20 protein-coding genes, 1 tRNA gene and 1 pseudogene are annotated in these 24,247 nt (G+C 43.0%); 13 read left to right on the top strand and 9 right to left on the bottom strand.

What is annotated here, in order from left to right; translation table 11 throughout:
- Positions 1–4: 4 nt before the first annotated feature.
- Positions 5–688, bottom strand: coding sequence for a 7-cyano-7-deazaguanine synthase QueC (queC, locus tag F7734_RS49915; protein ID WP_155751735.1), 684 nt, complete (start codon positions 686–688; stop codon positions 5–7).
- A gap of 429 nt (positions 689–1,117) precedes the next feature.
- Here queC and F7734_RS49910 point away from each other — a divergent pair, with 429 nt between their 5' ends.
- The 4 genes from F7734_RS49910 (at position 1,118) to F7734_RS49895 (ending at position 5,234) form a co-directional block, all read left to right on the top strand.
- Positions 1,118–2,209 (top strand): Gfo/Idh/MocA family oxidoreductase, encoded by a 1,092-nt coding sequence (locus tag F7734_RS49910; protein ID WP_166482645.1) that lies wholly within the window; start codon positions 1,118–1,120, stop codon positions 2,207–2,209.
- A 407-nt stretch (positions 2,210–2,616) separates the two neighbouring features.
- A complete protein-coding gene (locus tag F7734_RS49905; protein WP_207714396.1) occupies positions 2,617–3,231 on the top strand; it encodes a DedA family protein in 615 nt (204 codons plus the stop codon).
- A 261-nt stretch (positions 3,232–3,492) separates the two neighbouring features.
- Positions 3,493–4,644 carry a ParM/StbA family protein gene (locus F7734_RS49900; protein ID WP_155751733.1) on the top strand — a complete coding sequence of 384 codons (1,152 nt, stop codon included), beginning with the start codon at positions 3,493–3,495 and terminating at the stop codon, positions 4,642–4,644.
- A gap of 5 nt (positions 4,645–4,649) precedes the next feature.
- Positions 4,650–5,234 carry a plasmid segregation centromere-binding protein ParR gene (locus F7734_RS49895; protein ID WP_155751732.1) on the top strand — a complete coding sequence of 195 codons (585 nt, stop codon included), beginning with the start codon at positions 4,650–4,652 and terminating at the stop codon, positions 5,232–5,234.
- Positions 5,235–5,644: 410 nt separating this feature from the next.
- Here the strand turns inward: F7734_RS49895 and F7734_RS49890 are convergent.
- The 3 genes from F7734_RS49890 to psbZ form a co-directional block, all read right to left on the bottom strand.
- Positions 5,645–5,716 (bottom strand) — tRNA-Gly (locus F7734_RS49890).
- 125 nt (positions 5,717–5,841) lie between these two features.
- Positions 5,842–6,387 carry a 6,7-dimethyl-8-ribityllumazine synthase gene (gene ribH / locus F7734_RS49885; RefSeq protein ID WP_155751731.1) on the bottom strand — a complete coding sequence of 182 codons (546 nt, stop codon included), beginning with the start codon at positions 6,385–6,387 and terminating at the stop codon, positions 5,842–5,844.
- Between the two features lie 180 nt (positions 6,388–6,567).
- On the bottom strand, positions 6,568–6,756 hold the full coding sequence (psbZ, locus tag F7734_RS49880) for a photosystem II reaction center protein PsbZ (protein WP_038079747.1): 189 nt from the start codon (positions 6,754–6,756) through the stop codon (positions 6,568–6,570).
- A gap of 218 nt (positions 6,757–6,974) precedes the next feature.
- On the opposite strand from psbZ, the gene F7734_RS49875 reads away from it, so the two are divergent.
- A complete protein-coding gene (locus tag F7734_RS49875; RefSeq protein ID WP_155751738.1) occupies positions 6,975–9,689 on the top strand; it encodes a CBS domain-containing protein in 2,715 nt (904 codons plus the stop codon).
- A 182-nt stretch (positions 9,690–9,871) separates the two neighbouring features.
- On the opposite strand, the pseudogene F7734_RS49865 reads toward F7734_RS49875, so the two are convergent.
- A pseudogene (locus F7734_RS49865) lies at positions 9,872–10,195 on the bottom strand (CHAT domain-containing protein); the annotation flags it as partial.
- Between the two features lie 825 nt (positions 10,196–11,020).
- On the opposite strand from F7734_RS49865, the gene F7734_RS49860 reads away from it, so the two are divergent.
- From F7734_RS49860 to F7734_RS49850, 4 genes are all read left to right on the top strand, one after another.
- Complete coding sequence (locus F7734_RS49860; protein WP_155751728.1) at positions 11,021–11,281, top strand: hypothetical protein; 261 nt, start codon at positions 11,021–11,023, stop codon at positions 11,279–11,281.
- On the top strand, positions 11,271–11,681 hold the full coding sequence (locus F7734_RS49855; RefSeq protein ID WP_166482644.1) for a PIN domain-containing protein: 411 nt from the start codon (positions 11,271–11,273) through the stop codon (positions 11,679–11,681). The genes F7734_RS49860 and F7734_RS49855 overlap by 11 nt, the downstream gene beginning before the upstream one ends.
- The gene (locus tag F7734_RS65800; protein ID WP_279239850.1) at positions 11,674–11,808 is read left to right on the top strand and encodes a hypothetical protein; all 135 of its coding nucleotides are present in this window, start codon (positions 11,674–11,676) and stop codon (positions 11,806–11,808) included. Before F7734_RS49855 ends, F7734_RS65800 begins: the two co-directional genes overlap by 8 nt.
- 79 nt (positions 11,809–11,887) lie before the next feature.
- Positions 11,888–12,172: a DUF2470 domain-containing protein gene (locus F7734_RS49850; protein WP_166482643.1), complete on the top strand. Its 285-nt coding sequence runs from the start codon at positions 11,888–11,890 to the stop codon at positions 12,170–12,172.
- 257 nt (positions 12,173–12,429) lie between these two features.
- Here the strand turns inward: F7734_RS49850 and F7734_RS49845 are convergent, their stop codons facing one another.
- The 3 genes from F7734_RS49845 to petH form a co-directional block, all read right to left on the bottom strand.
- Positions 12,430–12,825: a DUF4112 domain-containing protein gene (locus tag F7734_RS49845; RefSeq protein ID WP_155751726.1), complete on the bottom strand. Its 396-nt coding sequence runs from the start codon at positions 12,823–12,825 to the stop codon at positions 12,430–12,432.
- Positions 12,826–12,906: 81 nt separating this feature from the next.
- Positions 12,907–14,202 carry a homoserine dehydrogenase gene (locus tag F7734_RS49840; protein ID WP_166482642.1) on the bottom strand — a complete coding sequence of 432 codons (1,296 nt, stop codon included), beginning with the start codon at positions 14,200–14,202 and terminating at the stop codon, positions 12,907–12,909.
- Positions 14,203–14,400: 198 nt separating this feature from the next.
- The gene (gene petH / locus F7734_RS49835; protein WP_155751725.1) at positions 14,401–15,687 is read right to left on the bottom strand and encodes a ferredoxin--NADP reductase; all 1,287 of its coding nucleotides are present in this window, start codon (positions 15,685–15,687) and stop codon (positions 14,401–14,403) included.
- A 1,451-nt stretch (positions 15,688–17,138) separates the two neighbouring features.
- Between petH and F7734_RS49830 the strand changes: the two genes are divergently transcribed.
- The 4 genes from F7734_RS49830 to F7734_RS49815 all read left to right on the top strand — a co-directional run bounded on the left by F7734_RS49830 (position 17,139) and on the right by F7734_RS49815 (position 23,143).
- Positions 17,139–18,143 (top strand): phosphoribulokinase, encoded by a 1,005-nt coding sequence (locus F7734_RS49830; RefSeq protein ID WP_155751724.1) that lies wholly within the window; start codon positions 17,139–17,141, stop codon positions 18,141–18,143.
- A 401-nt stretch (positions 18,144–18,544) separates the two neighbouring features.
- On the top strand, positions 18,545–19,807 hold the full coding sequence (metK, locus tag F7734_RS49825; RefSeq protein ID WP_155751723.1) for a methionine adenosyltransferase: 1,263 nt from the start codon (positions 18,545–18,547) through the stop codon (positions 19,805–19,807).
- Positions 19,808–20,382: 575 nt separating this feature from the next.
- Entirely contained in the window at positions 20,383–22,107 is a 1,725-nt protein-coding gene (locus tag F7734_RS49820; protein ID WP_155751722.1) for an ATP-binding protein, read from the top strand.
- Positions 22,108–22,393: 286 nt separating this feature from the next.
- On the top strand, positions 22,394–23,143 hold the full coding sequence (locus tag F7734_RS49815; protein WP_155751721.1) for a metallophosphoesterase family protein: 750 nt from the start codon (positions 22,394–22,396) through the stop codon (positions 23,141–23,143).
- A gap of 69 nt (positions 23,144–23,212) precedes the next feature.
- On the opposite strand, the gene F7734_RS49810 is transcribed toward F7734_RS49815, so the two are convergent.
- Positions 23,213–24,070: a M48 family metallopeptidase gene (locus F7734_RS49810; RefSeq protein ID WP_155751720.1), complete on the bottom strand. Its 858-nt coding sequence runs from the start codon at positions 24,068–24,070 to the stop codon at positions 23,213–23,215.
- Between the last annotated feature and the right edge of the window lie 177 nt (positions 24,071–24,247).

Raw genomic sequence — 24,247 nt, 5'->3', positions numbered from 1 at the left:
CCCCCTACCCCCTACCCCCATACTTCAAAGGGTCAACCAGACCCAATTCCTCAAAAGCAGCGAGACGCAGGCGACAAGAATCGCAAACTCCGCAAGCCACTTCACCACCTGCGTAGCAAGACCAGGTAAGTTCCCATGGAACCCCTAAGCGATTGCCAAGTTGGATAATTTCCGTTTTCTTCAGTTGGATCAAGGGCGCGGCGATCTTGATAGGATGCCCCAATCGCCCTTGCTTTGTTCCCAAACAAAACACCTCCTCCATGGCATGAATATAGTCAGGACGGCAATCTGGATATCCAGAGTAGTCCAAAGCATTAACGCCAATATAAACTCGTTCGGCAGCTATAGTTTCGGCGTAGGCAAGGGCAAAGCTGAGAAAGATGGTATTGCGGGCTGGGACGTAGGTAATTGGTATGTTTTGAGACATTTCTGAAAGCGATCGCCCTTGGGGCAAATCAATGGAGTTATCTGTCAGTGCTGAACCGCCCCACTGACTTAAATCGAACTTCACCACTTGATGTTGTACTACCCCAACACGAGTAGCGATCGCTCCTGCTGCTTGTAACTCTCGTTGGTGACGCTGCCCATAATCAAAGGACAGGGCATAGCATTCACAACCATCAGCCATTGCTTGGTACAGAACAGTAGAAGAGTCTAATCCACCTGACAATAAAATAACAGCTTTCATTTTAGGGAATAGGAAATAGGGAATAGGGAATAGGGAATAGGGAATAGGGAATAGGGAATAGGAAACTGAGTTTTGAGGATTGTTCAAAATCAAGTTCAATTTCCAATTTCCAATTTCCAATCCCCAATTGCCAATTGCCAATCCCCATTGCCCCTAATCCATTTTTTCAATGCAACCTAAGGAAGTTCACTTACGTCATGGTTTTTTCTAACGTTAATCAACGTAAAGTCAAAAAAGCACAAAAGCATCACTTTAAACTAAATGCATAAAACTAACCCAAAGTGCGGGAACTCACATGAAACTTTGAAATTCTTCATAATAAGAACCTCTATGTTACCATCTGGATGGTTTTAGACGACTAATCATTGGCATTCTTAAGTATGACAGCCAATGAACGTAGTGTCTTTATATTTGGTGGTTGAGGAGATTATAAGAGTGCAAAATAGAAGCATGTTGCCAGGAGAACACAATGGTCAAGCACAGCGCAACTACCCACGTTCGGTCCGCATAGGCGTGATCGGTGTGGGCAATATGGGACAGAATCACGCCCGTATACTGAGTTCGATGAAAGATGTTGAACTGGTGGGTGTAGCTGATATTAACGTAGAGCGAGGCTTAGAAACTGCGAGTAAATACAAAGTACGTTTTTTTGAAGATTACTGTGACTTACTACCCCTTGTAGATGCAGTTTGTATTGCCGTTCCTACACGATTGCATTACGCCGTAGGTATCAATTGTCTGTTAGCGGGAATTCACGTACTGATTGAAAAACCAATCGCAGCTAGCATATCTGAAGCAGAGTCTTTAGTCAATGCCGCAGCTGAAACTGGGTGCATTCTTCAGGTGGGACATATTGAACGATTCAGCCCAGCATTTTTAGAATTGACAAAGGTGCTGAAAACCGAGGAAGTATTGGCGCTAGAAGCCCATCGCATGAGTCCTTACTCAACTCGAGCAAACGATGTTTCTGTTGTTTTGGATTTGATGATTCATGACATCGACTTACTTCTGGAATTAGCTTCTTCCCCAGTTGTCAAGTTAACAGCTAGCGGTAATCGTACCTTAGATTCTGGTTATCTGGATTATGTCACTGCCACTTTAGGTTTTGCCAATGGTATCGTTGCTACCTTGACAGCAAGTAAAGTGACACATTGCAAAATCCGCCGCATTGTCGCCCATTGTAAAAACTCATTTACAGAGGCAGATTTTCTTAAAAATGAAATTTTGATTCACAGGCAAACCCCTGCCAACGCAATGAATGATTATCGACAAGTACTGTACAGGCAAGATGGTGTAATTGAAAGAGTTTACACAAGCAATACTGATAAGCTGGGGGCAGAATTAGAACATTTCGTTAACTGCGTGCGTGGTGGCAATCAACCCTCTGTTGGCGGAGAACAAGCGCTCAAAGCCCTGCGATTGGCAACCTTAATTGAGCAAATGGCTCTAGAAGAGCGGGTTTGGAATCCATTGGATTGGCAATCTGAATCGAGAGTACAATCACTGACTCCTATAGTTTAATTGGGGACAAGGGGGACAAGGAAGACAAGGGGGACAAGGAAGACAAGGAGGAAATGGGAACGCTGCTCCCTTGTCTACGCCCTCTACCTTGTCTACTCCCTACCCCCTAGCCCTAGAGCAACTATTTTTGATACCTTGACTGATATCGGGGATATTATAAGCTTATTGCAACAATCTTTTAAGTAGTTCTCGTGAACTGCATACACTAGAAAAGGCGAAAAAACTAATACACTTTCTGCTCTTTGCCTTTTGCCATCTACCTTATTTTGCAGTTAGCTATTCTAAAACGTGTATAACAGAATTGATGAAAAAGGAATTGGTCGCATGATTGGGAATTAATTTCCTAATCCCCAATCCCCAATCCCCATTTTCAAACCACTCACCAAGCAACATTAGGAAAAAATTTGATGACGGATTGGATAAAAGAGATTATCGAATCTCTAGGCTATTGGGGAATTGCCCTGCTGATGTTTCTCGAAAACTTATTTCCTCCTATTCCCTCGGAACTGATTATGCCCTTGGCAGGATACACATCCAATCTGCCAGGGGCTAAGCTTAATGTTCTAGGCGTGTTCTTTGCAGGGCTGGTAGGTTCCGTGGCGGGCGCACTGGTATGGTATTATCCGGGAAAATTTCTGGGAGAAAAGCGCTTATCTGCCCTAGCGGACAAATATGGGAAATGGTTGAGTGTATCAAGCAAAGATATTGTTAAAGCGAAAGGTTGGTTTGATAGGCAAGGTACAAAAGCTGTTTTGATCGGTCGCCTTGTGCCAGGAGTTCGGACGCTAATTTCCGTTCCCGCCGGTGTCAGCAATATGCCCTTGATACCTTTTATAATTTACTCTACATTGGGTAGCGCTGCCTGGGTAGGTTTGCTAACATACTCAGGATATGTGTTGGGGAGTCAGTATGAACTTGTGGACAAGTACCTAGCTCCTGTATCTAAAATTGTTCTTGCGGTTCTCATCGTGGCATTCATTGCCTGGGTAGTGAAACGCAGGAAAAAACACAGGAGACGGTAAATACTGTTATGTGCATAAAATTATAAAAAAGTTATGTGTTGTTTCCCCAAAAGCAAGCGTAGCTAGCCCTCAAGCTCAACTCACTGTTTTCTCACTTTAGGGGAAGCAGTGAAAGCTATGTGTCAGAATCTTTGCTGAACTATTTCTCTCGTATTCGGCAGAGTTCAAGCGAGTTAAAGCAGCTCGGGGTTTTCTGATACACGCATTTTTGTAAGATGGGCATGATAACTTGTTAGAGCGAATAAACTACTAGGAGCTTTCATGACAGACCAACCATCCGCCGCTACCCCTATGAATGCTGCTGCTATCCCCATGAACAGGGTCTCAGCAACTACACCAATCAATGCAACTCCAACTCAACCCGCTCCCACAAGCACTGGGAAAAAGATTCTGAGTATTGACTTAGGAAGAACTTCTACAAAAACCTGCGTCAGTCGGGAACCTGGTAACGTAACGTTTATTTCCGCTAACGTCAAAGAAATGTCCATGGAACAGGTGCGTGGGGGTGTTTTTGAAGCCCGTGCTACTGACCCCTTAATGGACCTTTGGCTGGAGTACCAAGGCAGTGGCTATGCTGTTGGTCAGTTAGCTGCGGATTTTGGAGCTAATTTAGGTGTCGGTCAATCTAAGGTAGAAGACGCCCTCATAAAAGTCCTAGCAGCTGCTGGTTACTTCAAACTTAAGGACGAAATCTCAGTTGTACTGGGGTTACCGTACCTTTCTCAAGAGCAATTTGAACGGGAAAAAGCCCAATTGATTAGCCAGCTTTCCGGACCTCACATCATGAACTTTCGTGGTGAATCGGTAAGCTTAAATATTACCAAGGTTTGGGTGATGCCAGAAGGTTATGGCAGCTTGCTGTGGTGCGAAGCTCAGCCTAAAAAGGCTGCTACAGTCATGCCCGATTTTACCAAAGTTTCGGTGGCAATTGTTGATATTGGACATCAAACAACCGATTGTTTGATGGTTGATAACTTCCGCTTTGCCCGAGGTGCTTCCAAGAGTGAAGATTTTGGAATGAGCAAGTTTTACGAACTCGTAGCAGCTGAAATAGAAGGTGCGGACAGCCAATCTTTGTCTCTAATTGCCGCAGTGAATCGTCCAAAGGGCGATCGCTATTACCGTCCAAGGGGTTCGAGCAAGCCAACTAACCTAGATGATTTTCTGCCCAACCTTACTGAGATGTTTTCTCGCGAAATTTGCAGCCGCGTGTTAGCATGGCTGCCAGAACGCGTTACTGATGTTATCCTAACTGGAGGTGGTGGAGAATTCTTCTGGGAAGATGTTCAACGCCTACTGAAAGAGGCTAAAATCAATGCACATTTAGCTGCACCATCACGGCAAGCAAATGCTTTGGGGCAGTATATTTATGGAGAGGCACAATTATCCTCTGCACGCTCTGCTAGGGCTTAATACTGATGTTCCAATGGTCAAAAAAGGTAGTTAAATCGGTTACCTTCAACCCAGGGGTCGCTGACGAGAGCTTATTAGCCCTCGTAGAAAGTCAATTGGAAAAAGATCCAGAAAAAACTTTTAGCGATCTCTGTAAAGAGGCGTTATGGCAATCTTTATGCGTACCGGAATCTGTACGACCTACCCCCAAACCAGTCGCAACAGATCCACCAACATTAACACCAGCACCGACTACAGTACCATCTGCACCAACAGCAATATCAGCCGCAACACCACCAGGAGTTGAAACACAAATTGCCGAGATGCAGAGTCAAATAGCCGACCTTGAGGAACGTTTTTTTGCTAAGGAGTCTTATCGATTAGAGACCATGGAACGTCATCTGACACAACTCAGTCAACAAGTTGCACAGTTGGCAATCATGATGAATCAAGTCTCAACAGTACAGCCTCTAACCCAAGCTCAAGCTGTACCAACCGTTGAAGTTGTTAACCATACTCCTTTGCCCACCAATGCTGCTGTCCCACCTCCTCCTTTAGAAGAGGTAGACCCAGTAATCAGCCGCCTTAGCCAATTCTTAGACGATTTCTAGAGAAAATCAGGTGTACGAGTCTTCTGCTGGTGTGTAACCTCCTTAATGGAATTCCCTGTTAAGGAGGTTTAATATTTGATAAATTGTATTACGTATATTTAAAAAAATCAAGCATTTCTAAGTAATTAAGACTCATATACCACATCAAAACTTCCTACCACCTCGTTCCCAGGTTCCCCCTACCACCTCGTTCCCAGGTTCTACCTGGGAATGCCTTACCTAGAGGCTCCGCCTCCTGCTGTACTCTACCTACCCACTATACAGAGCTTCCCTGACTGCATTCCAGATAAATTGAGAGCAACTAGTAACTGCTTCCTAGGCTTCAGCCTCTTGTATCGCGAGGCGGAGCCTCGCAGTCTGCATTCCCAGGCGGAGCCTGGGAACGATAAGATAAAAACCGTTTGTCAAAAAGCGGGTAACGCGATTCGAACGCGCGACATTCACCTTGGCAAGGTGACGCTCTACCACTGAGCTATACCCGCAATTCATTTCTTTACTTAATATCTCAGATTATTTTTGATTTGTCAACACCTTTTTTTAAATTTGTTGGTGGATAGTGGATAGTGGATAGTGGTTTTACTAACAACTATCCACTATCCACCAACAACTAACTCCCTACAGCACTCTTTAGAGACGCAGGGGATAGCGAATTACCACCAAAAGGTTCTGCAAGATTAGAACGTAACTGTCGCATAAGACTAGCCATTTCCAAAGCGCTCATGGCGTAATCCCAGCCATGATTGCTTTTAATACCAGCTCGTTCTAAAGCTTGCTGCATGGTATCAGTTGTCAAAATGCCAAAAATCACTGGTACGCCAGTTTGAAAAGCAGCAGCAGCAATGCCTTTAGCAACCTCAGAAGATACGTAATCAAAATGAGGGGTTTGCCCTTTGATAACAGCACCCAGACAAATTATTGCATCGTAGCGACCAGAGAGTGCCAATTGACGAGCTACAACCGGAACTTCAAAACTACCCGGCACCCAAACATAATCTACTTGAGAACCGTGAGGATTGGGATCTACTCCGTGGCGTTTCAAGCAATCTTGACAGCCTTCTAGCAACTTAGCGGTCACTAGGTCATTAAATCGACCAATCACCAATGCCAATCGCAAAGGTTCCGTCTGAGTAAAAGTTCCCTCGAAAACTGCCATGAAGCTCCTAATTTATCTATAATTCATGTCCTTCGCATACAAGTATAGGAGCAGAATTGGAATTGGGGATCGGGGATTGGGCAAAAGGACATTGGGCAAAAGGGCATTGAGATTAGTACTTCTTCCTTGTCCCCTTGTCCCCTTGTCCCCTTGTCCCCAGTCCCAGTCCCCAGTCCTTGATTAGACTACTAAAAAGTTTAATGCGCCAACCAAGAACACTAAACCAATCCAAACACCAGAACCAATCCAAAGAAGTCTCTTAGATTCATTCCAGTTCTGTGGAGTTGCGTAAGCGACGGGGACACCAATTACTAGAACAAAAGACATAGCAACTAGAGCCAACAGAGCAACTTGGAATACGATGGTCATTTTCCCTTCTCCCAAAACAGCAGATTACTAAAGTTAGAATATTGTACAGACCAGCACTGACAGTTTTTCCTTATTTGTTAAACTAGCAGAAATTGCAACACTTTAGTTAGTCATTTGTCATTTGTCCTTTGTCAAGTGTCATTTGTCCTTTGTAGTATAACCAATGACCAATGACTAATGACCAATGACTAACGACCAATGACTAATGATGGATGACTATGGATTTAATTCTTTGTCATACAACAGCAGATTTTGACTCCTTGGGAGCAGCAGTGGGCTTGTCACGCTTGCTACCGGGCAGTAAAATTGTGCTGAGTGGTGGAGCGCATCCACCTGTTAGGGATTTTTTAGCATTACATCGCGATGAGTATCAGTTGATTGAACGGCGTTCGGTCAATCCAAAGAAAATTCGTTCCTTGGTTGTAGTGGATACACAGCAACGCGATCGCCTTGGGAAAGCTGCTGAGTGGCTAGATTTGCCTCACCTTCAAGAAATTAAAATTTACGACCATCACAAAGAACAACAGGGGGATATTTCCGCTACAGAGTTACATATCTCCCCTGTAGGAGCTACCACAACTCTCATCGTAGAGCAATTGCAGCAACAGCAAATTTCCTTAACAAGTGCAGAAGCAACTGTCATGGCGTTAGGGATTCACGTAGATACTGGTTCCCTGACATTTGATTATGCTACACCACGGGATGCCCTAGCATTGGCTTGGTTAATGCAGCAAGGAGCTAGCTTACCAGTTATTAACCAATATGTAGATCCAGGATTATCGCCTCAATTACAACAGCTATTAAAGGTAGCGCTGGAAAAATTACAGAAAGTAGACGTTAGGGGACAAAAAATTGCTTGGGTGATTTTAAAAACAGAGAATTTCGTAGCTGGGTTGTCAAGTCTTGCAGCCCAATTAGTCGAGTTAACAGAAATAGACACCTTGCTGCTTTTTCATGAATCTCCCGTTTCTGAAGGTGACACGCGCCTCACAGTTATTGGGCGTTCCCACATCCCTGGTGTCAACCTCAATGACTTATTTCTACCTTTAGGTGGTGGCGGACATTCCCAAGCAGCATCACTGAACCTGCGAGGAGTTAACACCGAAGAAATACTCAACGAACTTTTAGAAAAGTTAAAAGCAACAGTACCTCATCCACCAACGGCTAGAGATTTAATGTCCTCTCCAGTCCGTACCATTCGTCCGGAAACCACAATCGCCGAAGCACAACGCACTTTATTGCGCTACGGACACTCTGGGTTGTGTGTTGCTGACGCGCAAGGAGAACTGTTGGGTATTCTTTCTCGAAGGGATTTGGATATTGCCCTGCATCACGGCTTTAGTCATGCTCCTGTTAAAGGGTACATGACAATTAATATGAGGACAATTACTCCAAATACCACACTGCCAGAGATAGAATCGCTGATGGTAACATACGACATCGGACGCTTACCAGTGTTAGAAAACGGGCAGATAGTAGGTATTGTGACTCGTACTGATGTTTTGCGGCAATTGCACCAGGAAGGGAGAGGAGGAGAGCGCGAGCAGGGGAGAAGTGGAGAAAAGAACCTTAAGTCTCCTACCTTAAAGGAATTGCGATCGCGCCTTGCTCCTCAACTGTGGCAATTGCTAACAAAAGCTTCACAGGAAGCCGAAAAACGCGGTTGGCATCTGTATCTTGTTGGAGGAGCAGTTAGAGATTTACTGTTAGCAAAAGAAGCCACTGGTACTCTGCTCATTAAAGATATTGACTTAGTTGTTGATGGTTTTCACAAAGCAGCAGATGTGGGTGCAGGTGTAGAATTGGCAAAAGCCCTACAGCAAATTTACATAACAGCGCGTTTAGAAGTTCATGGCGCTTTTCAAACTGCAGCTTTATTGTGGCACAAAGACTCAGAATTAGATTCACTGTGGGTTGATATTGCCACCTCTAGAACAGAATTCTATCCTTATCCAGCAGCAAACCCCGAAGTTGAAGCCAGTTCAATTCGTCAAGACTTGTATCGCCGTGATTTTACCATCAACGCCATGGCACTGCGGCTGACATCTCCTAATTCTGGTGAACTACTCGATTTCTTTGGCGGATTGCTTGACTTAGAAGCAAAACAAATTCGGGTATTACACGCTAACAGTTTTATTGAAGATCCTACCCGCATCTATCGTGGCGTGCGTTTTTCCGTCAGGCTGGGATTTCACTTGGAACCCCAAACAGAAGAGTATATCCGCTACGCGATCGACAGCGGTGTTTATGACCGTACTGCGCGAGAAAATAGCAAAGCACCAGCGCTGCAAACTAGACTTAAGGCAGAATTAAAACATATTTTAGAAGCTCACTATTGGAAATCAGCATTGCAGTTATTGGGAGATTTAGGAGCATTAAAGTGCATTCATCATAGCCTCAGTTTAGATGAAGAACTCCTGCGGCAATTACGTCTGTTAGAGCGCTGTTTGCGGCGGTACGATTCTCAAGAAACTCTCATCCATTGGCAAATGCGTTTGGAAGCTTTGATTGCTCATTTGAACCCAGAATATAGAGGGTCGGTAGCAAAAAATCTTCAATTACCAGATGATAGTATTCATAGGTTGGAAAATCTGGCAAAAGCTCAGTCAAATATTTCTGCACAAACAGACAGGGAAGAAGCGGAAATATCACCCAGTCAATTCGTACAATTGTTCCGCCAATATGATTTACCAATGTTGATTTTAATTGCAGTTCAAAGTCCACGAACTATAAGACAAAAAATTTGGAAATATTTGACTGTTTGGTCACAAGTTCAACCTATTCTTAATGGTAATGACCTTAAGAAATTGGGCTACAAACCAGGACCACATTTCCGGCAAATGCTTGATGATTTGTTAGCAGCAACTTTGGATGGAAGGATTTGCGATCGCTCTGAGGCTGAGGAGTTTTTAGCTAAACATTATCCTCTTTAACTTTAGTGCGATAAGCCGGGTACGGCTTGCGCCAAGGGCGATCGCAACAATCATTCACCCATTCGCCATCATTTTTGAAAAAATAGTCAATAGAAAAAAGCAAGCTGCGCCCAAACTAAATAAATCGCTAGCTGGATAAACCTGTCCATACTGTAGCTGTTCTATGGGGGTGTAACCGTGCCAAGTGCTTGCCAAGTCAACGGTGGTTCTGCTGGATTTTGAAAGGTCATAGGCAACCAAGTAGCGCCAGGAAATTTACTCTCCAGACGATTGATTTTTTCCCTTGCTCTTCGCACTGCTAAATGTAAAGGCTTGCCTGCAGCAAATGCCTCCAGAAAACGCTGTAAAAACTTCTGCGCCACCTCATCAGGCACAGGCTCTCGCATAACTATAATATTCGGGAGGTGGAATTCAGCTAATTGCCGTGCTATTCCAAATCCATCACAGGAGTTAAAGATTGCTAACTGCAAACCCCGCTTTACCGCTTTTCTCAGCTCTGGTTCTAGACAGCTTTTCAACGACGGGAGCAAGTACAATCGCATCAACTCTGTTAGTAATAAGACCAACCAAAAAAGGTATCAGAATTATAGTAGTGAAATCCATATTTAGTTTTCCATATTTTTTGAAATTTATTATTTATTCAAATAATTTATTGGTAAAATTACAGATTTATGTGTGTATGGTGAAAAGTTGTTGCCTTAGTCCATACTTTTCTTGTGCAGCAGTATAAATCCTTAAAAGCAAGTAATTTTATTTACATTTTTTACTGATATCTGTAATTTCTACATTATCATTTGGACTACCTATGTAACAATCTAACATCAGAATGAAAATCCATCCATGATTTGCGTTAGTCATCAGTAAAAAAACTGTTATGTGATTTTCTAACACTAGCTTTCTAGCTCTTTCCGGAATTACCCTCTGCTCAAGTACAATAATCTCAAAATTCATGTGCTACAAGTGAGATTCCATGGCCTGCTTTCGGTAACTGTTGAATGATTTACTAGCAGAGACTTTGGATGGAAGGATTTGCGATGGAAGCATCCCCTAAAAAATTCCCTCAGAATAAAATTCTGGAAGTCAGGTGTTTTTATGGGGGCTTTCGGGCCGCCTCTGCAGATGGGGGAACTTGGTTTGTATAGCTGTGGTTTCCAATCGCAGGCGTGTTTTTTCCAACTTGGGATGCTCTTGTTGCGATCGCTCTCAAGCTAAGGAGTTTTTGGCTAAATGTTATTCTTTACATTAGTTATTATTTAGTAGTAGACAAGGTTGCTCTTACCAGGGTTAAATCGGTTGAAAATAGAAGTAGTGCTCTATGATGGGGATGGATTATGGGAAAAGAAGAAGAGTTACTTGAACGTTGGCGAGAACTCACACCTGAAAAGCAGCAACAGGTTTTCGAGTTTGTTGAAGCACTAAAATTTGAATCAGACGCAACAGCACCACAATCCGAATATATTCCACAAACACCCTTAGCTAAGAAATTGTGGGAAATTCGTACTCGAGCGATCGCTTCTGGACTACAATTACTAAACGAAGCAGAAATTGAACAAGAACTGGCTGAACGTCGGGGCGGATATCGTGAGTCTTAAAAAAACGTATATCGACTCTGGTGTTCTCATAACTGCTTTTCGGGGAATTCAGTCCGCTAGCATTCGAGCAAACAGCATTCTTAATAACGGAAATCGGGAATTTGTGTCAAGTCAGTTCGTTAAGTTGGAAGTATTGCCCAAAGCAATTTATAACCAACAGCAAGATGAAACAGACTTCTACGAAACTTTCTTTAGCGCGGTTAGCTATTGGGCTACAGATTTAGAGCAAATTACAAACGATGCTTATCAAATTGCCTGTACTTATGGTTTGGCAGCGATAGATGCACTTCATGTTGCTGCAGCCCTATGGCTTAAAGCTGATGAGCTAATTACCACTGAAAAGCCTACTAAACCAATGCACAGAGTTACAGTAATCCAGATAATCTCAATAAATGCTTAATGATTTAGCAGCAGCAACTTTGATGGAAGAATTTGCGATCGCACTCAAGCTGAGGAGTTTTTGGCTAATCATTATCTTCTGTATAGGCAATAAATTACAAATGAAATCAGCCAAGTATTTTCCTTAGCTAGCCAACGACTGCCCTAAGAGTTTCCCATCTCACTTAAAATAATTTTAGAAAATCTAGCACAAAGTTGGAGTTTGCCGTGTCTTTCCAGTTTTCCCCAGAAGTCAGTTCGCGCATCTGCAATCATATGAACGAAGATCATGCTAACGCGGTAGCGCTATATGCCCAAGCTTTTGGGGGTTTATCGGATGCAACAGCAGCAGAAATGATTTCTATTGACGCCGAAGGAATGGATCTCAAAGCACAGGTGAATGGGGAAGCTGTACCAGTTCGCATTCTATTTGACCATGTTTTAGCAGACGCAGAAGACGCTCATCACACTTTGATTGCGATGGTGAAGCAGGCGCGGACTCAAGCAGGTTAAAAAGGGGGACTTTAAGAGTATCCTAGCCCCCCTTATAAGGATACTGTTTATACACGAGTTGGAATTACCCCCCTTAATCCCCCCTTATAAAGGGGGGAAATTGAATTTCCAATTCCTTAGTTATAAAGGGGAAATTGAATTTCCAATTCCCTCCCCAATCCATCGGGGAGGGTTAGGGTGGGGTAAACCTCACGCTGGGGGGATCGCGTGTAGCAATCCATTGGTGAAATGGTATGACAACGGAAAGTTAAATATCTTTAACTCGCAAGCTTTTCAAACTCAGAAGCAACTTTTTCTAATTCTGGTTCAACGACCGTGAGATGTCTTTCTAAAATTGCCAAATTGCGGATATTAGACTTGTAAAAAGCATCAAATAAATCACCAACTAAAGGGACTGTACCAACAACGCCTTCTAAAGTGATGTTAAAAATCATTTGGGCTAAATCTTGCGGGGGTAAGTTAAAACGAGCTGCTAAAAAAATGATGTAAGCTGAAAACCCTGTACTGATTAAATCACCAGCACCAGGAATTAACCCAATAATTGGATCTATTCCGATACGAAAGCCAGTACCGGGGATACGTAAAGACGTATCCATGAGGCGGCTGAGTTTGCGAATCCGGTTGAGAGTTGCTATACGCTTTGCACTATCCATGGAATTATGAATTATGAATTATGAATTATGAATTATGAAACAAATAAGCGTCTTTTTCATCATTCAGTATTCATAATTCGTTTAAAGAACTCGTAATACGCTAGGAATACTATCTATGACAGGGAGGTTTTGAATTTCTGTGAGCGCTTCTCGGAAGTCTCCTTCCCGGACATCATGGGTGACGACAACTATTTCTGCTAGTTCTCCCTGAAAACCTGTTTGGACAAGTGACTCTAAACTGACTCCGCGATCGCCAAAGCAGGTGCCTATTTTACCAATGACTCCCGATTGGTCTTTTGTTAAAAACCTAGCATAAAACCTCGTAACGAGTTCTGCTACTGGTGTAATTTGGCAGTAGCCTTGATGCCTGCAAGCAAGGAGTGGATTGGGTAATGCTGTACCGAGTTTCAGTGATGCTACTAGGTTCAATATATCTGATGATACAGAACTGGCTGTTGCACCTGCCCCTGCCCCAGGTCCAAATAACATCACTTGTCCTATGGGTTGCCCTTCAATAAAAATGGCATTATTTACACCATTGATGCTTGCTAGAGGATGGGCTTTTGGCACAAGCGTTGGGTGGACTCTTACGGAAATGGGGGGATTGACAGAAGGAGTGCTATCTGATTTGGCGATCCCTAAAAGTTTGATGACAAATCCCAGTTTTTCGGCGTAGGCAATATCTGTTTTGCTGACTTGCCTAATACCTTCACAGTACACGTCTTCTAGCTTGATTCTTCCATCAAAGGCGAGGGAGGCGAGGATAGCAATTTTATCTGCTGCGTCTAAACCTTCGACGTCGGCTGTTGGATCTGCTTCAGCATATCCCAGCCTTTGAGCATCAGCTAAAACATCGCTAAAATTGCTGCCTTCTTGCTGCATCCGTGTCAGGATGTAATTTGTGGTACCGTTGACTATACCCGTGACGCTTTGAATGCGGTTAACACTTAAGGACTGTTTTAGGGGTTGAATAACTGGAATCCCTCCACCTACGGCTGCTTCTAGCATGACGTAGACCCCAGCTTTGTTGGCTGATGTGAAGATTTCTTCGCCAAATCTCGATATGACTGCTTTGTTGGCTGTCACAATATGCTTGCCGTTTTCTATGGCTTTTAAGATGAGCGATCGCGCTGGCTCCAATCCTCCCATGACTTCAACGACAACATCTACTTTTGGATCGTTGACAATTGTTTCTAAATCTGTTGTCAATACTGATTCTGGTAGAGTGACAGCACGGGATTTGTCAAGCGATCGTACTCCGACTTTATATATTTCTATTTCTTGTAGTAGTGGGTGACGACCCGTACCGTCTTGCAATAGCTGCACTGTACCTATCCCCACAGTCCCCAATCCCAATATTCCCAGCTTTACGCCCACAAGCTTTCACCAAATTTTTATTTTTAACCGCAAACTGTAGCAGACGAACGCGGATTATTGGTTCGTTTGCGTGATGTTATGTGTTTAAATACACAAAATAAACAGTAGGTAAGGTATAAACCCTACCTACTCATTATATTTCCTATTTAGTTTACAGCCTAATGACCAATGACCAATGACCAATGACCAATGACTAAATTAGTATGTTTCAACGTGCCAGCGACCTGCTTTTTTGATTTCCTTTTGGTAGTCGCTCCAGGTTACGCCTTCTTTAGCTGCAGCAGCAGAGAGGGCTGCGTCGATACCATCTTCCATTCCGCGCAAACCGCAGATGTAAGTGTGGGTTTTTTCATTCTTAATTAACTGCCAAAGTTCATCAGCGTGTTCTGCTACGCGGTCTTGAATGTACATTCTACCGCCTTGAGCATTTTTCTGTTCGCGGCTGATGGCGTAGGTGAGGCGGAAGTTATCGGGATACTTTTGCTGCATCTCTTCGAGTTCTTCCTTATACAAAATGTTGGGGCTTGTAGGAATACCGAAAATTAACCACGAGAAACCTTTGAATTGGTATTCTGGGTTAGCTGCTCTTTCGTTATCCTTAAACATCCGCCACAGGTAAGCACGCATGGGCGCGATACCTGTTCCTGTTGCCATCATGATGACGTTAGCATCTTCATCTGGTGGTAATAACATCTCTTTACCAACCGGACCTGTGATTTTCACCTCATCCCCAGGCTTAATATGGCACAGGTGTGTGGAGCAAACACCATAGACTGTTTCGCCTGTTTCTGGGTGCTTGTACTCTAACTGGCGCACGCAAAGAGAGACTGTTTTGTCATCTACATCATCACCATGACGGGTGGAAGCGATGGAGTACAGTCTCAGCTTTTCTGGTTTACCGTTCTTGTCTACACCGGGAGGGATAATACCGATACTTTGACCTTCTATGTATTTTAAATTACCACCAGAAATGTCAAATTTAATGTGTTGAACAAGACCAATACCGCCTTCTGTAACCAACGGCTCATTAGAGATAACTTTACCGATATAAGGGGCGTTGGGACGGTAAATGTTTACGGGAACGTCAGCGTGGGCGTCTTTTTTGGCTTTCGCTTGAGTCATGGTGTTGCCTTTGTTGTCGTTACTCTTGGGCTGTTGCTCAGCTACAGGTGTGGCTTTACCATTTGCTTCACTGCTAGCATTCTCACCAGATGTGGCGTTACTATTGGGAGCTTGCCCATTGAGCTCTTCCAAAACATTCACGGGCTGGATGCTAACAATTTTGCCGCCAAGGCGAGTGATACGCCGCATTTCTTGGTTCATGCGGTTGTAAGGCACTCTGATGAACACACTGCCACTTTTACGAATTGGGTAGTTCGTTTTATCAGTTTCTTCGCTCTGACGCAGACCCACCACTTCGTATACGAAGACGCGGCTACCGGATTCTGTGTTGGCAGCACCTTCAACGGCACCTTTGATGTACATTACTTCTACCACTCCGATCTCTACTTAACCTATTGTCATACAAACCCTTTTCACCACAATACCAGTGCAGTGCTCTCTCTTCTAGCAAGTTGGAACAATTGCCCGATGGGTGGGAAAAGCGGTCTTTCCCTTGCCGATGTCTTATTACGTACACTCACCTCAGACATATAGGCATCGCAAAACACACCTGTTTATCGAAATTCTTCCCTGTAGAGAGCCAAGGTCTCTTATATTTGGGAAGGGGCTATGGACGAATAGTCCTGTTTTCCTCATTGTTGGCGTTACCGCCATTTCCCTTTCACATTTTCCGCTTCGCCTGCAACGAGAAACTCTCCTGGGGGAAGGGTTAGCGTGTCTGGGTTAAAAACGAGTTCTCTTGGGACTTATGCTGTTCAGATTCAAGTCTAACAATCTCTTGGTTTTATCCCAATAGATTGTTTAGCCCAGGATTTCCGACCATCCCTAACCTTCTAAGGTAGAGGATAAGTCCTTGAGAGAATGTTAATAATGAGTCAATTTAAAGTTTTTTTCGAGAAGTACCACTCTTATAGGAGAGACATCTTCTCATTACTCATGGGTAGCACAGCCCCAAGGGCATTCAATGTGGGGAAACATCAATTACCAATCTTTCTGAAAAACGTAAATCAAAAACAATTGTAATTTGTTTGACTTTCCCAAAACTGAGTCCCATTGTTTTACGATTGCCTCAAAAATTAACTGAGGATTTTCACACAGAACATCGTTTACTGAATTTTACATCCACCATTAGGAGCAATTCCACAACGAGCGTGTCAGTTCAGTAACAAAATCCTGATAGATGTAGACCCAGCATACACAACTACAACTTAGTTTTACGCGATCTGAAAAATCTGTCAACCACCGTTCGTCTTTAGGGAAAATACGTAAAATCTTGTTGGGCCAAGACTTTAAAGTCACAGCACAATCATTTGTGATTTCCATCACACCTTAATAAAATCCATAATTTTTGGCTTGAGATATCTAGTACGTTGTCAAATATTGCCAGATTCTCAAAAACAAAAACTCACATTAAGACGACACATAGTAAACTAAAATATATATCTTCACAAGCAGTGTAGTTTTACTGGTATCCAACTGGTTTGGATGTCAGATTTTTCCTTAAATCTCCCTTAATCAAAAAATTAGGGGATCAAATCAAGGTTAATCAACCTTGTATAGACAACACCCTTCTGTTACAATTCAATTTAACACTAGGATTAAATACTTACCAGCAACAAAGTTGACGATATCAGGCGGGTAAAAACTGCTAGAGTTTAACCCCGTCCTGTTTGTTAATGAGTTGTTGGAGGGCAAGAACGCAGGATAAGTCGTTGGGGTATACTCCTGGCTTAAGGGTTGAAACGAAACAAAACGAAACAAAACGAAACAAAAAAATTATTGAATGATTCATCTTTAGTATCAAGAGGAGATTTATGACTAGTAAGCCGGAACGCGTGGTGTTAATTGGAGTAGCCGGAGACTCCGGGTGCGGTAAATCTACGTTTTTGCGTCGTCTAATAGATTTATTTGGTGAAGAGTTAATGACTGTCATCTGTTTGGATGACTATCATTCTTTAGATCGCAAGCAGCGCAAAGAAACAGGTATTACTGCACTTGACCCAAGAGCAAACAATTTTGACCTGATGTACGAGCAAATCAAAGCGCTCAAAGAAGGTCAAGCGATTATGAAGCCGATTTACAACCACGAGACCGGCACTATCGACCCACCAGAGAAAATCGAGCCAAACCACATTATTGTAGTTGAGGGTTTACACCCTCTCTATGACGAGCGAGTGCGAGAGCTGATTGACTTTAGCATTTATTTTGATATCAGCGATGAAGTCAAGATTGCTTGGAAAATCCAGCGTGATATGGCAGAACGCGGTCACCGCTATGAAGATGTCTTAGCTCAGATTAACTCCCGCAAGCCAGACTTTACAAAGTACATTGAACCGCAAAGAGAGTTTGCTGATGTGGTTCTACAGGTTTTGCCAACCAATCTTATCAAAGATGATAAAGACCGTAAAGTTTTGCGGGTACGCATGCTCCAACGGGAAGGGAAAGAAGGGTTTGCGCCAATCTACTTATTTGATGAAGGCTCAACCATTCAGTGGACTCCTTGCGGACGCAAGTTGACCTGTTCTTATCCTGGGATGCAGCTGTACTACGGTTCAGATGTATACTACGGTCGCTATGTTTCTGTATTGGAGATAGATGGTCAATTTGACAATCTAGAAGAAGTGATTTACATTGAGACTCATTTGAGCAACACCTCCACCAAATACAAAGGTGAGATGACTCACTTGTTACTCCAACACCGCGAGTACCCAGGCTCTAACAACGGTACTGGTTTATTCCAAGTCCTGACCGGTCTGAAAATGCGTGCTGCTTACGAGCGTTTAACCTCTAAGGAAGCAAAGTTGGCAGCTAAAGTCTAGTCTCAGAAGGTAGCTATGTTGAAGGTAGAGGGCGAAAGATTTGCTCTAGAATACTCTATCTTCAGCATAGCTGCTCGGCGTAGGTAGGGCTATGCCGCACAAAGTTAAACTGCTTTGCGTAGGGTGGGCACTGCCGCACAACATGAAACGGTGGGCAGTGCCCACCCTACAAAAAAGTGTTGAATTTTTGACATCAAGATATTTTCAATTAACAATCCACGGCTAGCAAGTGGGATAGCTTTGATTGCAAAAAAAAAAATCATACTTAGGTAAGGTTTTTGAAAAAAGTAGTATAAAACTAATAACCCAACGTAAAAATATTGTTATGATTGCAAATCAAAGCGGTTGACCTGGGCACATGAGTTCGGCTGCTCTTGTTACCTTTTTGAGGAGGAATCACATTGTCTCGTCGTTATTTATTTAGTTCTGAGTCAGTGACTGAAGGTCATCCTGACAAAATCTGCGATCAGATTTCCGATACTATTCTAGATACCCTGCTTTCTCAAGATCCCAGTAGCCGTGTTGCTGCTGAGGTTGTTGTAAACACTGGCTTGGTTTTAATTACAGGGGAAATTACTACTAAAGCCAATGTTAACTACGTGAATGTTGCTCGCAAGAAAATTGCGGAAATTGGCTACACTAACGCCGATAACGGATTTTCTGCTAACAGCTGTGCGGTGATTGTAGCTCTAGACGAACAATCACCTGATATCGCTCAAGGTGTCAACACCGCTCAAGAAACCCGCGAGCAAAGTAGTGATGAACTCTTTGACACGGTTGGGGCTGGCGACCAAGGAATTATGTTTGGTTTCGCTTGCAACGAAACGCCTGAATTCATGCCATTACCTATCTGCCTTGCTCACCGTACCGCTCGCCGATTGGCTGCTGTCCGCAAAACAGGTGTTTTGCCATACCTACGCCCTGATGGAAAAACACAAGTCACTATTGCTTATGAGGATGGACGACCAGTTGGTATCGATACCATTCTGATTTCTACCCAGCACTCGGCGACTATCGGTGAAATTACAGATGAAGCAGAAGTGCAAGCCAAGATCAAGGAAGACCTCTGGTCAGCAGTGGTTGAGCCTGTTTTTGTAGACATTGATGTAAAACCAGATGACAAAACTCGCTTTTTGGTTAACCCCACGGGTAAGTTTGTCATTGGTGGTCCTCAGGGAGACTCCGGTCTGACAGGACGCAAAATCATTGTTGATACCTATGGTGGTTACTCTCGTCATGGTGGGGGCGCTTTTTCTGGCAAAGACCCCACTAAGGTCGATCGCAGTGCGGCTTATGCTTGTCGCTACGTAGCGAAAAATATTGTCGCTGCTGGTTTAGCAGAAAAATGCGAAGTTCAACTCAGCTATGCGATCGGTGTTGCAAGACCTGTCAGTATTATGTTGGATACTTTTGGTACAGGTAAAGTTGAAGACGAAACCTTGCTAGAATTGGTTAAACAGCATTTTGAACTGCGTCCTGCAGGTATTATCCACTCCTTTAATCTACGTAACTTACCAAACGAACGAGGCGGACGTTTTTATCAGGACGTCGCGGCTTACGGTCACTTGGGACGTAACGACTTAGATTTACCTTGGGAACGTCTTGATAAGGTAGAGACGCTGAAGCAAGCTGTTGAGCATCTTCTGTCAGCTGCGCTTGCGTAAGGGATTGCCAAATAAAACGGCACCCTAAAATTTCTTGTGGTGCGGGCGGAGACGCCCGTCCCACAAATTACATATTTTTTTATTGAGAAGTCTTTTGTTTGTACTCAATAACTGTTAAAAATTTGCATATCCCTATCGCTCTCATATAATGGAGAACGTGCCAACTATAATAGTTACCAAACATGAAAGGAATAAATACCTACAGGCAAAGAGTACGGCTTGGCATTTGGTGGGTGAGGATCGGTGAAGGCTGAATTCTAGCGAAAGAAAGCCAACAAAAAGTATATTTATTATAAATCTTACATATCCTCAGCCCGCAAAAGTAGAATGGTTCTAATTTATGAGTAGTGTGTCATCTGCGCGAATAAAGGCACTTTATAAAAAAATTTATACTAAGTCTTCAAAACTTAGCCTTTATTTAACAATTTTCACCCGGACTCGAAAGTGGATAACCACCTGAATTTTAAGAAAAAAAGAAGATAAAGTGGTAGGTGTGAATCACTAGTTCATTAATAAAATTGCAAACTCTGTATAGTTACACAGTTTTTTGTAGGAGGGCAAGGAGAATTTGAGGTATGCAAACTCAAAAACCAACCTCTGTTGACAGCAATATAGAAATAAAACGAGTGTCAGCCGATCGGCCCTCTACCGACGAACTCCCAACCATCGAATTTCCCTCCCGAGGGAAACTCAAAGCCAGTTCTTGGCGAATTCATCAAAAAATTGGCTATGGCTACTTTTTAGCGATTGGCATTGGTTTTTTAGGCTCTCTGACCGGTTTGGTGATCGCTAACTACTATCGAGGTGTAGAGACTGGGCAATTAACTCATGCCCGGTATCAAACACAGATGCTGGGTAACTATAGGAATGCTTTAACAGACGCACAGTTACACAGCTCGAACATAATTACTGTTCTAAAAGACTCAGAACGGCTTGCCGACACAAGATTTGACCTTTTTAAGAATTTTGACAAAGCCAAACGTCTACAACAACAAATTATAGAATTTTTAGACAGCAAACCAGGAAAGTTAGCAGCTACCGAAAGTACTCTCCGAACCCTCGTACAGGATTATGAAAGTAACTTAGATTCCTACATTTGGCAAATAGAAGCTGTTTTACAACAACTGGAGAAACAGCCTCAACAGCCACAAAGCACTTCGTTTGCACAAGAACAATTACTAGAAATCATGGGTGGTGAAACAGCTATCCGGCTCGATCAGTTGCGTTTGCAATTAAGTAATATTTTGCAAACTGCAGAAGAACAAGAGAGAGAAATAGAAAAAGATGTAGACTTGGCAAAAGGAGTCGAGCGGTTAATTGTTATTGTGAGTATGCTGCTATCAGTCGCGATCGCGGCAATTATAGCTTGGCGAACTTCTAGAGCGATCGCCGAACCAGTCATTCTTGTTACACAAGTAGCAGAACAGGTGGCAAAAAAATCTAACTTTGATTTGCGAGCACCAGTCAGCACTGAGGATGAAATAGGCTTACTAGCCAAATCTCTGAACCGTTTAATTGAGAGAGTCTCCGAACGGACTAAAGAACTACAACAAGCAAAAGAACTCGCAGAAGCAGCTAGTAAGGCAAAAAGCCAGTTTCTTGCTAACATCAGTCACGAGTTACGCACACCATTAAATGCCATTATTGGTTTAAGTCAACTGCTCAAAGACGATGCAGCTGATTTTGGCATGGCAGATGATTTTATCAGTGACCTAGAATCTATTAACGGCGCGGGAAGGCATTTGCTAACACTGATCAACGATATCCTCGACCTTTCAAAAATTGAAGCGGGGAAAATGACTTTCTACCCTGAAACATTTGAACTAGCAACATTGCTTAATAACATTGTCATGACAGTGAAGCCGTTGGTAGAAAAAAATGGCAACACTCTAGAAGTTTATTTTGAAGAAGAACTTGGTTTCATGCACACCGACCAGACTAAACTCAGACAAGTTCTGTATAACCTATTAAGTAATGCTGCCAAATTTACTAAAAATGGCAAAGTCAAGCTTTTGATAGAAAAAGATAAACAGGGCTTGCATGACAATGGTTCTACTAGGATTATCACTTTTACAGTTGAAGACAGTGGTATTGGTATGACATATCACCAGCAGCAGCAACTGTTTCAACCCTTTACTCAGGGAGATGCTTCAACTACTAAAAAGTATGGCGGAACCGGACTGGGGCTAGCAATTAGCCGTCACTTTTGCCAAATGATGGGTGGTGAAATTGCTGTCAAAAGCGAACCAGGGGAAGGATCTGTTTTTGTTGTTCGCCTTCCGATGACAGTTAAACACTAATTTTGAAGGGTTATTGGTTAGTTGTTAGTTGTTAATTGTTAAGAAATTATATATTTATTATGTACTGATGCCAAATTGATATTTGGGGGTGAAGGCGTTGCGCCCCTACTAACTACCAACCACTAACCACTAACAAATTAACTGCTATAGTGACACATATTAGCCGGAAGTGGGCATAATTACCTTAAATATAATTTTTTAAGCTATTTGCAAGTCGTATTTACGAAATCAATTTAGCTTAGACTGTAGCACAAGTATTAGGCAAAGTTATTAAAACACAGAGCTGATGAGCGCAACTAGCTACCGCCGAATCATTATTGGGGATGTGCACGGTCACTACGAAAGTTTGATGACTTTGTTAGATGCGATCGCCCCTATATCAGACGATAAGATATACTTTCTTGGAGATTTAATTGACCGTGGACCCCAAAGCTCACAAGTTGTGGATTTCGTTAAAAACAACCACTATGAGTGCGTGTTAGGCAATCACGAACATATGTTACTAAATATTCTAACTAGCGGACAAGCTCCTACTTCAATAGTACAAGCATGGCTGTGCAGTGGCGGACAAGCAACAGTCGCAAGTTACAAACAAGCCACAATCCCAGAAGATCATGTGGAATGGCTAAAAGCTTTACCCACATATCTTGACTTAGGAGATGTTTTGTTAACTCATGCAGGAGTCGATCCCTCAATCCCCCTTGTAGAACAAACTGCCGAGCAGATGTGCTGGGTGCGAGACAAGTTTCACAGCATAGACAAACCCTATTTTGCTGATAAATTAATTATTGTCGGTCATACAATCACCTTTACTTTACCGGGAGTGACGCCCGGTCAGCTAGCACAAGGCAAAGGATGGTTGGATATAGATACTGGTGCTTATCATCCCCGAAGCGGCTGGTTGACAGCACTTGACATCACAAATAAATTAGTTTACCAAGTCAATGTCTTAAACAAGTGCCTCCGTACTCTACCACTAAAAGAGGCGTTGGCAATTGTCGATCCAGCCGGATTCGAGGTTAGGGTTAGGGGTTAGTTGTTAGTTGTTAGTTGTTAGTTGTTAGTTGTTAGTTGTTAGTTGTTAGTGGCACTCACGAAGTGATAACTAACGTAATGCTCTAGTATTTGCCTGGTATGCGGCTTTATCCAAACCAGCATTGCTACCACCAGACTGAGAGGCGATGGCACTTTCAAGCGCTCTAATGCGATCGCTTGTTGCGGGGTGAGTGCTCAAAAATGAAGGAGTTCCAGAACCTTTTTTCAAAAGTTTTTGCATAAAAGAAACCATACCAGATGGGGCATAACCACTGCGTGTTAAAGTTCTCAATCCTCTTTTGTCTGCATCGTATTCATCTTCACGACTGCGCGGACGGTTCAAGGCTAAATCTACACCTATCGCCACTGCTTGAGAACGATCTAACCCAGCAGCAGATGCTACACCACCTGCAATTGCTCTTTGTCGCATTTGTTTGACCAAGTGCTTTCCAGTAATATGACCGATTTCGTGAGCCATTACACTTGCCAATTCCGCTTCATTTTCTGCAGCTTTTATCAACCCCGTGTTAACGTATACAAATCCTCCTGTTGTGGCAAAAGCGTTGATACTGTCATCGTCAACCACTTGAAAGGTAAAAGGAAAATCGCTGCGATCGCTATTAGCAACCAATCGTCTGCCAATTTGTTCCACATAATTGCTAATTGCGGAGTTACGATAAAATTTGACTTCACGACCTAGCTGTTGATTCATTTGCTTGCCAAGCTCAACCTCTTGACGAGGGGATATATTGGAAAGCTGAATGACTTGTACGCCCTGTATCAATGTCGGTATCCAGCGCTCAATACCAGCCCATGTTTTTACTGGTGTACTTAAGCACAAACTTAAAGCTACTGTTAAGGAAATTAACGGATAAAACCAAGTCCGTCGCCAATAACGAGAGTTTGTAGAAAAGCGGTTCCTGTTCATAACGATCCGGTTTCAAGAGAATTTGAGTAGAAGTAAAACTATGTGACGAATTTCTCTTTCTATGAGTTGCATTGTAAAAATGAGCATTGGGAATTGGGAATTGGGAATTGGGAATTGGGAATTGGGAATTAGGAATTGAGCAAGAATTATTCCCCCTTGTCCCCCTTGTCCCCCTTG

This window comes from Scytonema sp. UIC 10036, from assembly GCF_009725235.1.
This window is presented reverse-complemented; position numbering and strand designations above follow the sequence as displayed.

Excerpts from the sequence above, each read along its gene's own strand:
- F7734_RS49815 (WP_155751721.1), top strand. The coding sequence starts at position 22,394 with ATGAGCGCAACTAGCTACCGCCGAATCATTATTGGGGATGTGCACGGT.
- F7734_RS49895 (WP_155751732.1), top strand. The coding sequence starts at position 4,650 with ATGTTCCAATGGTCAAAAAAGGTAGTTAAATCGGTTACCTTCAACCCA.
- F7734_RS49905 (WP_207714396.1), top strand. The coding sequence starts at position 2,617 with ATGACGGATTGGATAAAAGAGATTATCGAATCTCTAGGCTATTGGGGA.
- F7734_RS65800 (WP_279239850.1), top strand. The coding sequence starts at position 11,674 with ATGCTTAATGATTTAGCAGCAGCAACTTTGATGGAAGAATTTGCGATC.
- F7734_RS49820 (WP_155751722.1), top strand. The coding sequence starts at position 20,383 with ATGCAAACTCAAAAACCAACCTCTGTTGACAGCAATATAGAAATAAAA.
- F7734_RS49830 (WP_155751724.1), top strand. The coding sequence starts at position 17,139 with ATGACTAGTAAGCCGGAACGCGTGGTGTTAATTGGAGTAGCCGGAGAC.
- F7734_RS49875 (WP_155751738.1), top strand. The coding sequence starts at position 6,975 with ATGGATTTAATTCTTTGTCATACAACAGCAGATTTTGACTCCTTGGGA.
- petH (WP_155751725.1), bottom strand. The coding sequence starts at position 15,687 with ATGTACATCAAAGGTGCCGTTGAAGGTGCTGCCAACACAGAATCCGGT.
- ribH (WP_155751731.1), bottom strand. The coding sequence starts at position 6,387 with ATGGCAGTTTTCGAGGGAACTTTTACTCAGACGGAACCTTTGCGATTG.
- psbZ (WP_038079747.1), bottom strand. The coding sequence starts at position 6,756 with ATGACCATCGTATTCCAAGTTGCTCTGTTGGCTCTAGTTGCTATGTCT.
- F7734_RS49845 (WP_155751726.1), bottom strand. The coding sequence starts at position 12,825 with ATGGATAGTGCAAAGCGTATAGCAACTCTCAACCGGATTCGCAAACTC.
- F7734_RS49810 (WP_155751720.1), bottom strand. The coding sequence starts at position 24,070 with ATGAACAGGAACCGCTTTTCTACAAACTCTCGTTATTGGCGACGGACT.
- queC (WP_155751735.1), bottom strand. The coding sequence starts at position 688 with ATGAAAGCTGTTATTTTATTGTCAGGTGGATTAGACTCTTCTACTGTT.
- F7734_RS49860 (WP_155751728.1), top strand. The coding sequence starts at position 11,021 with ATGGGAAAAGAAGAAGAGTTACTTGAACGTTGGCGAGAACTCACACCT.
- F7734_RS49900 (WP_155751733.1), top strand. The coding sequence starts at position 3,493 with ATGACAGACCAACCATCCGCCGCTACCCCTATGAATGCTGCTGCTATC.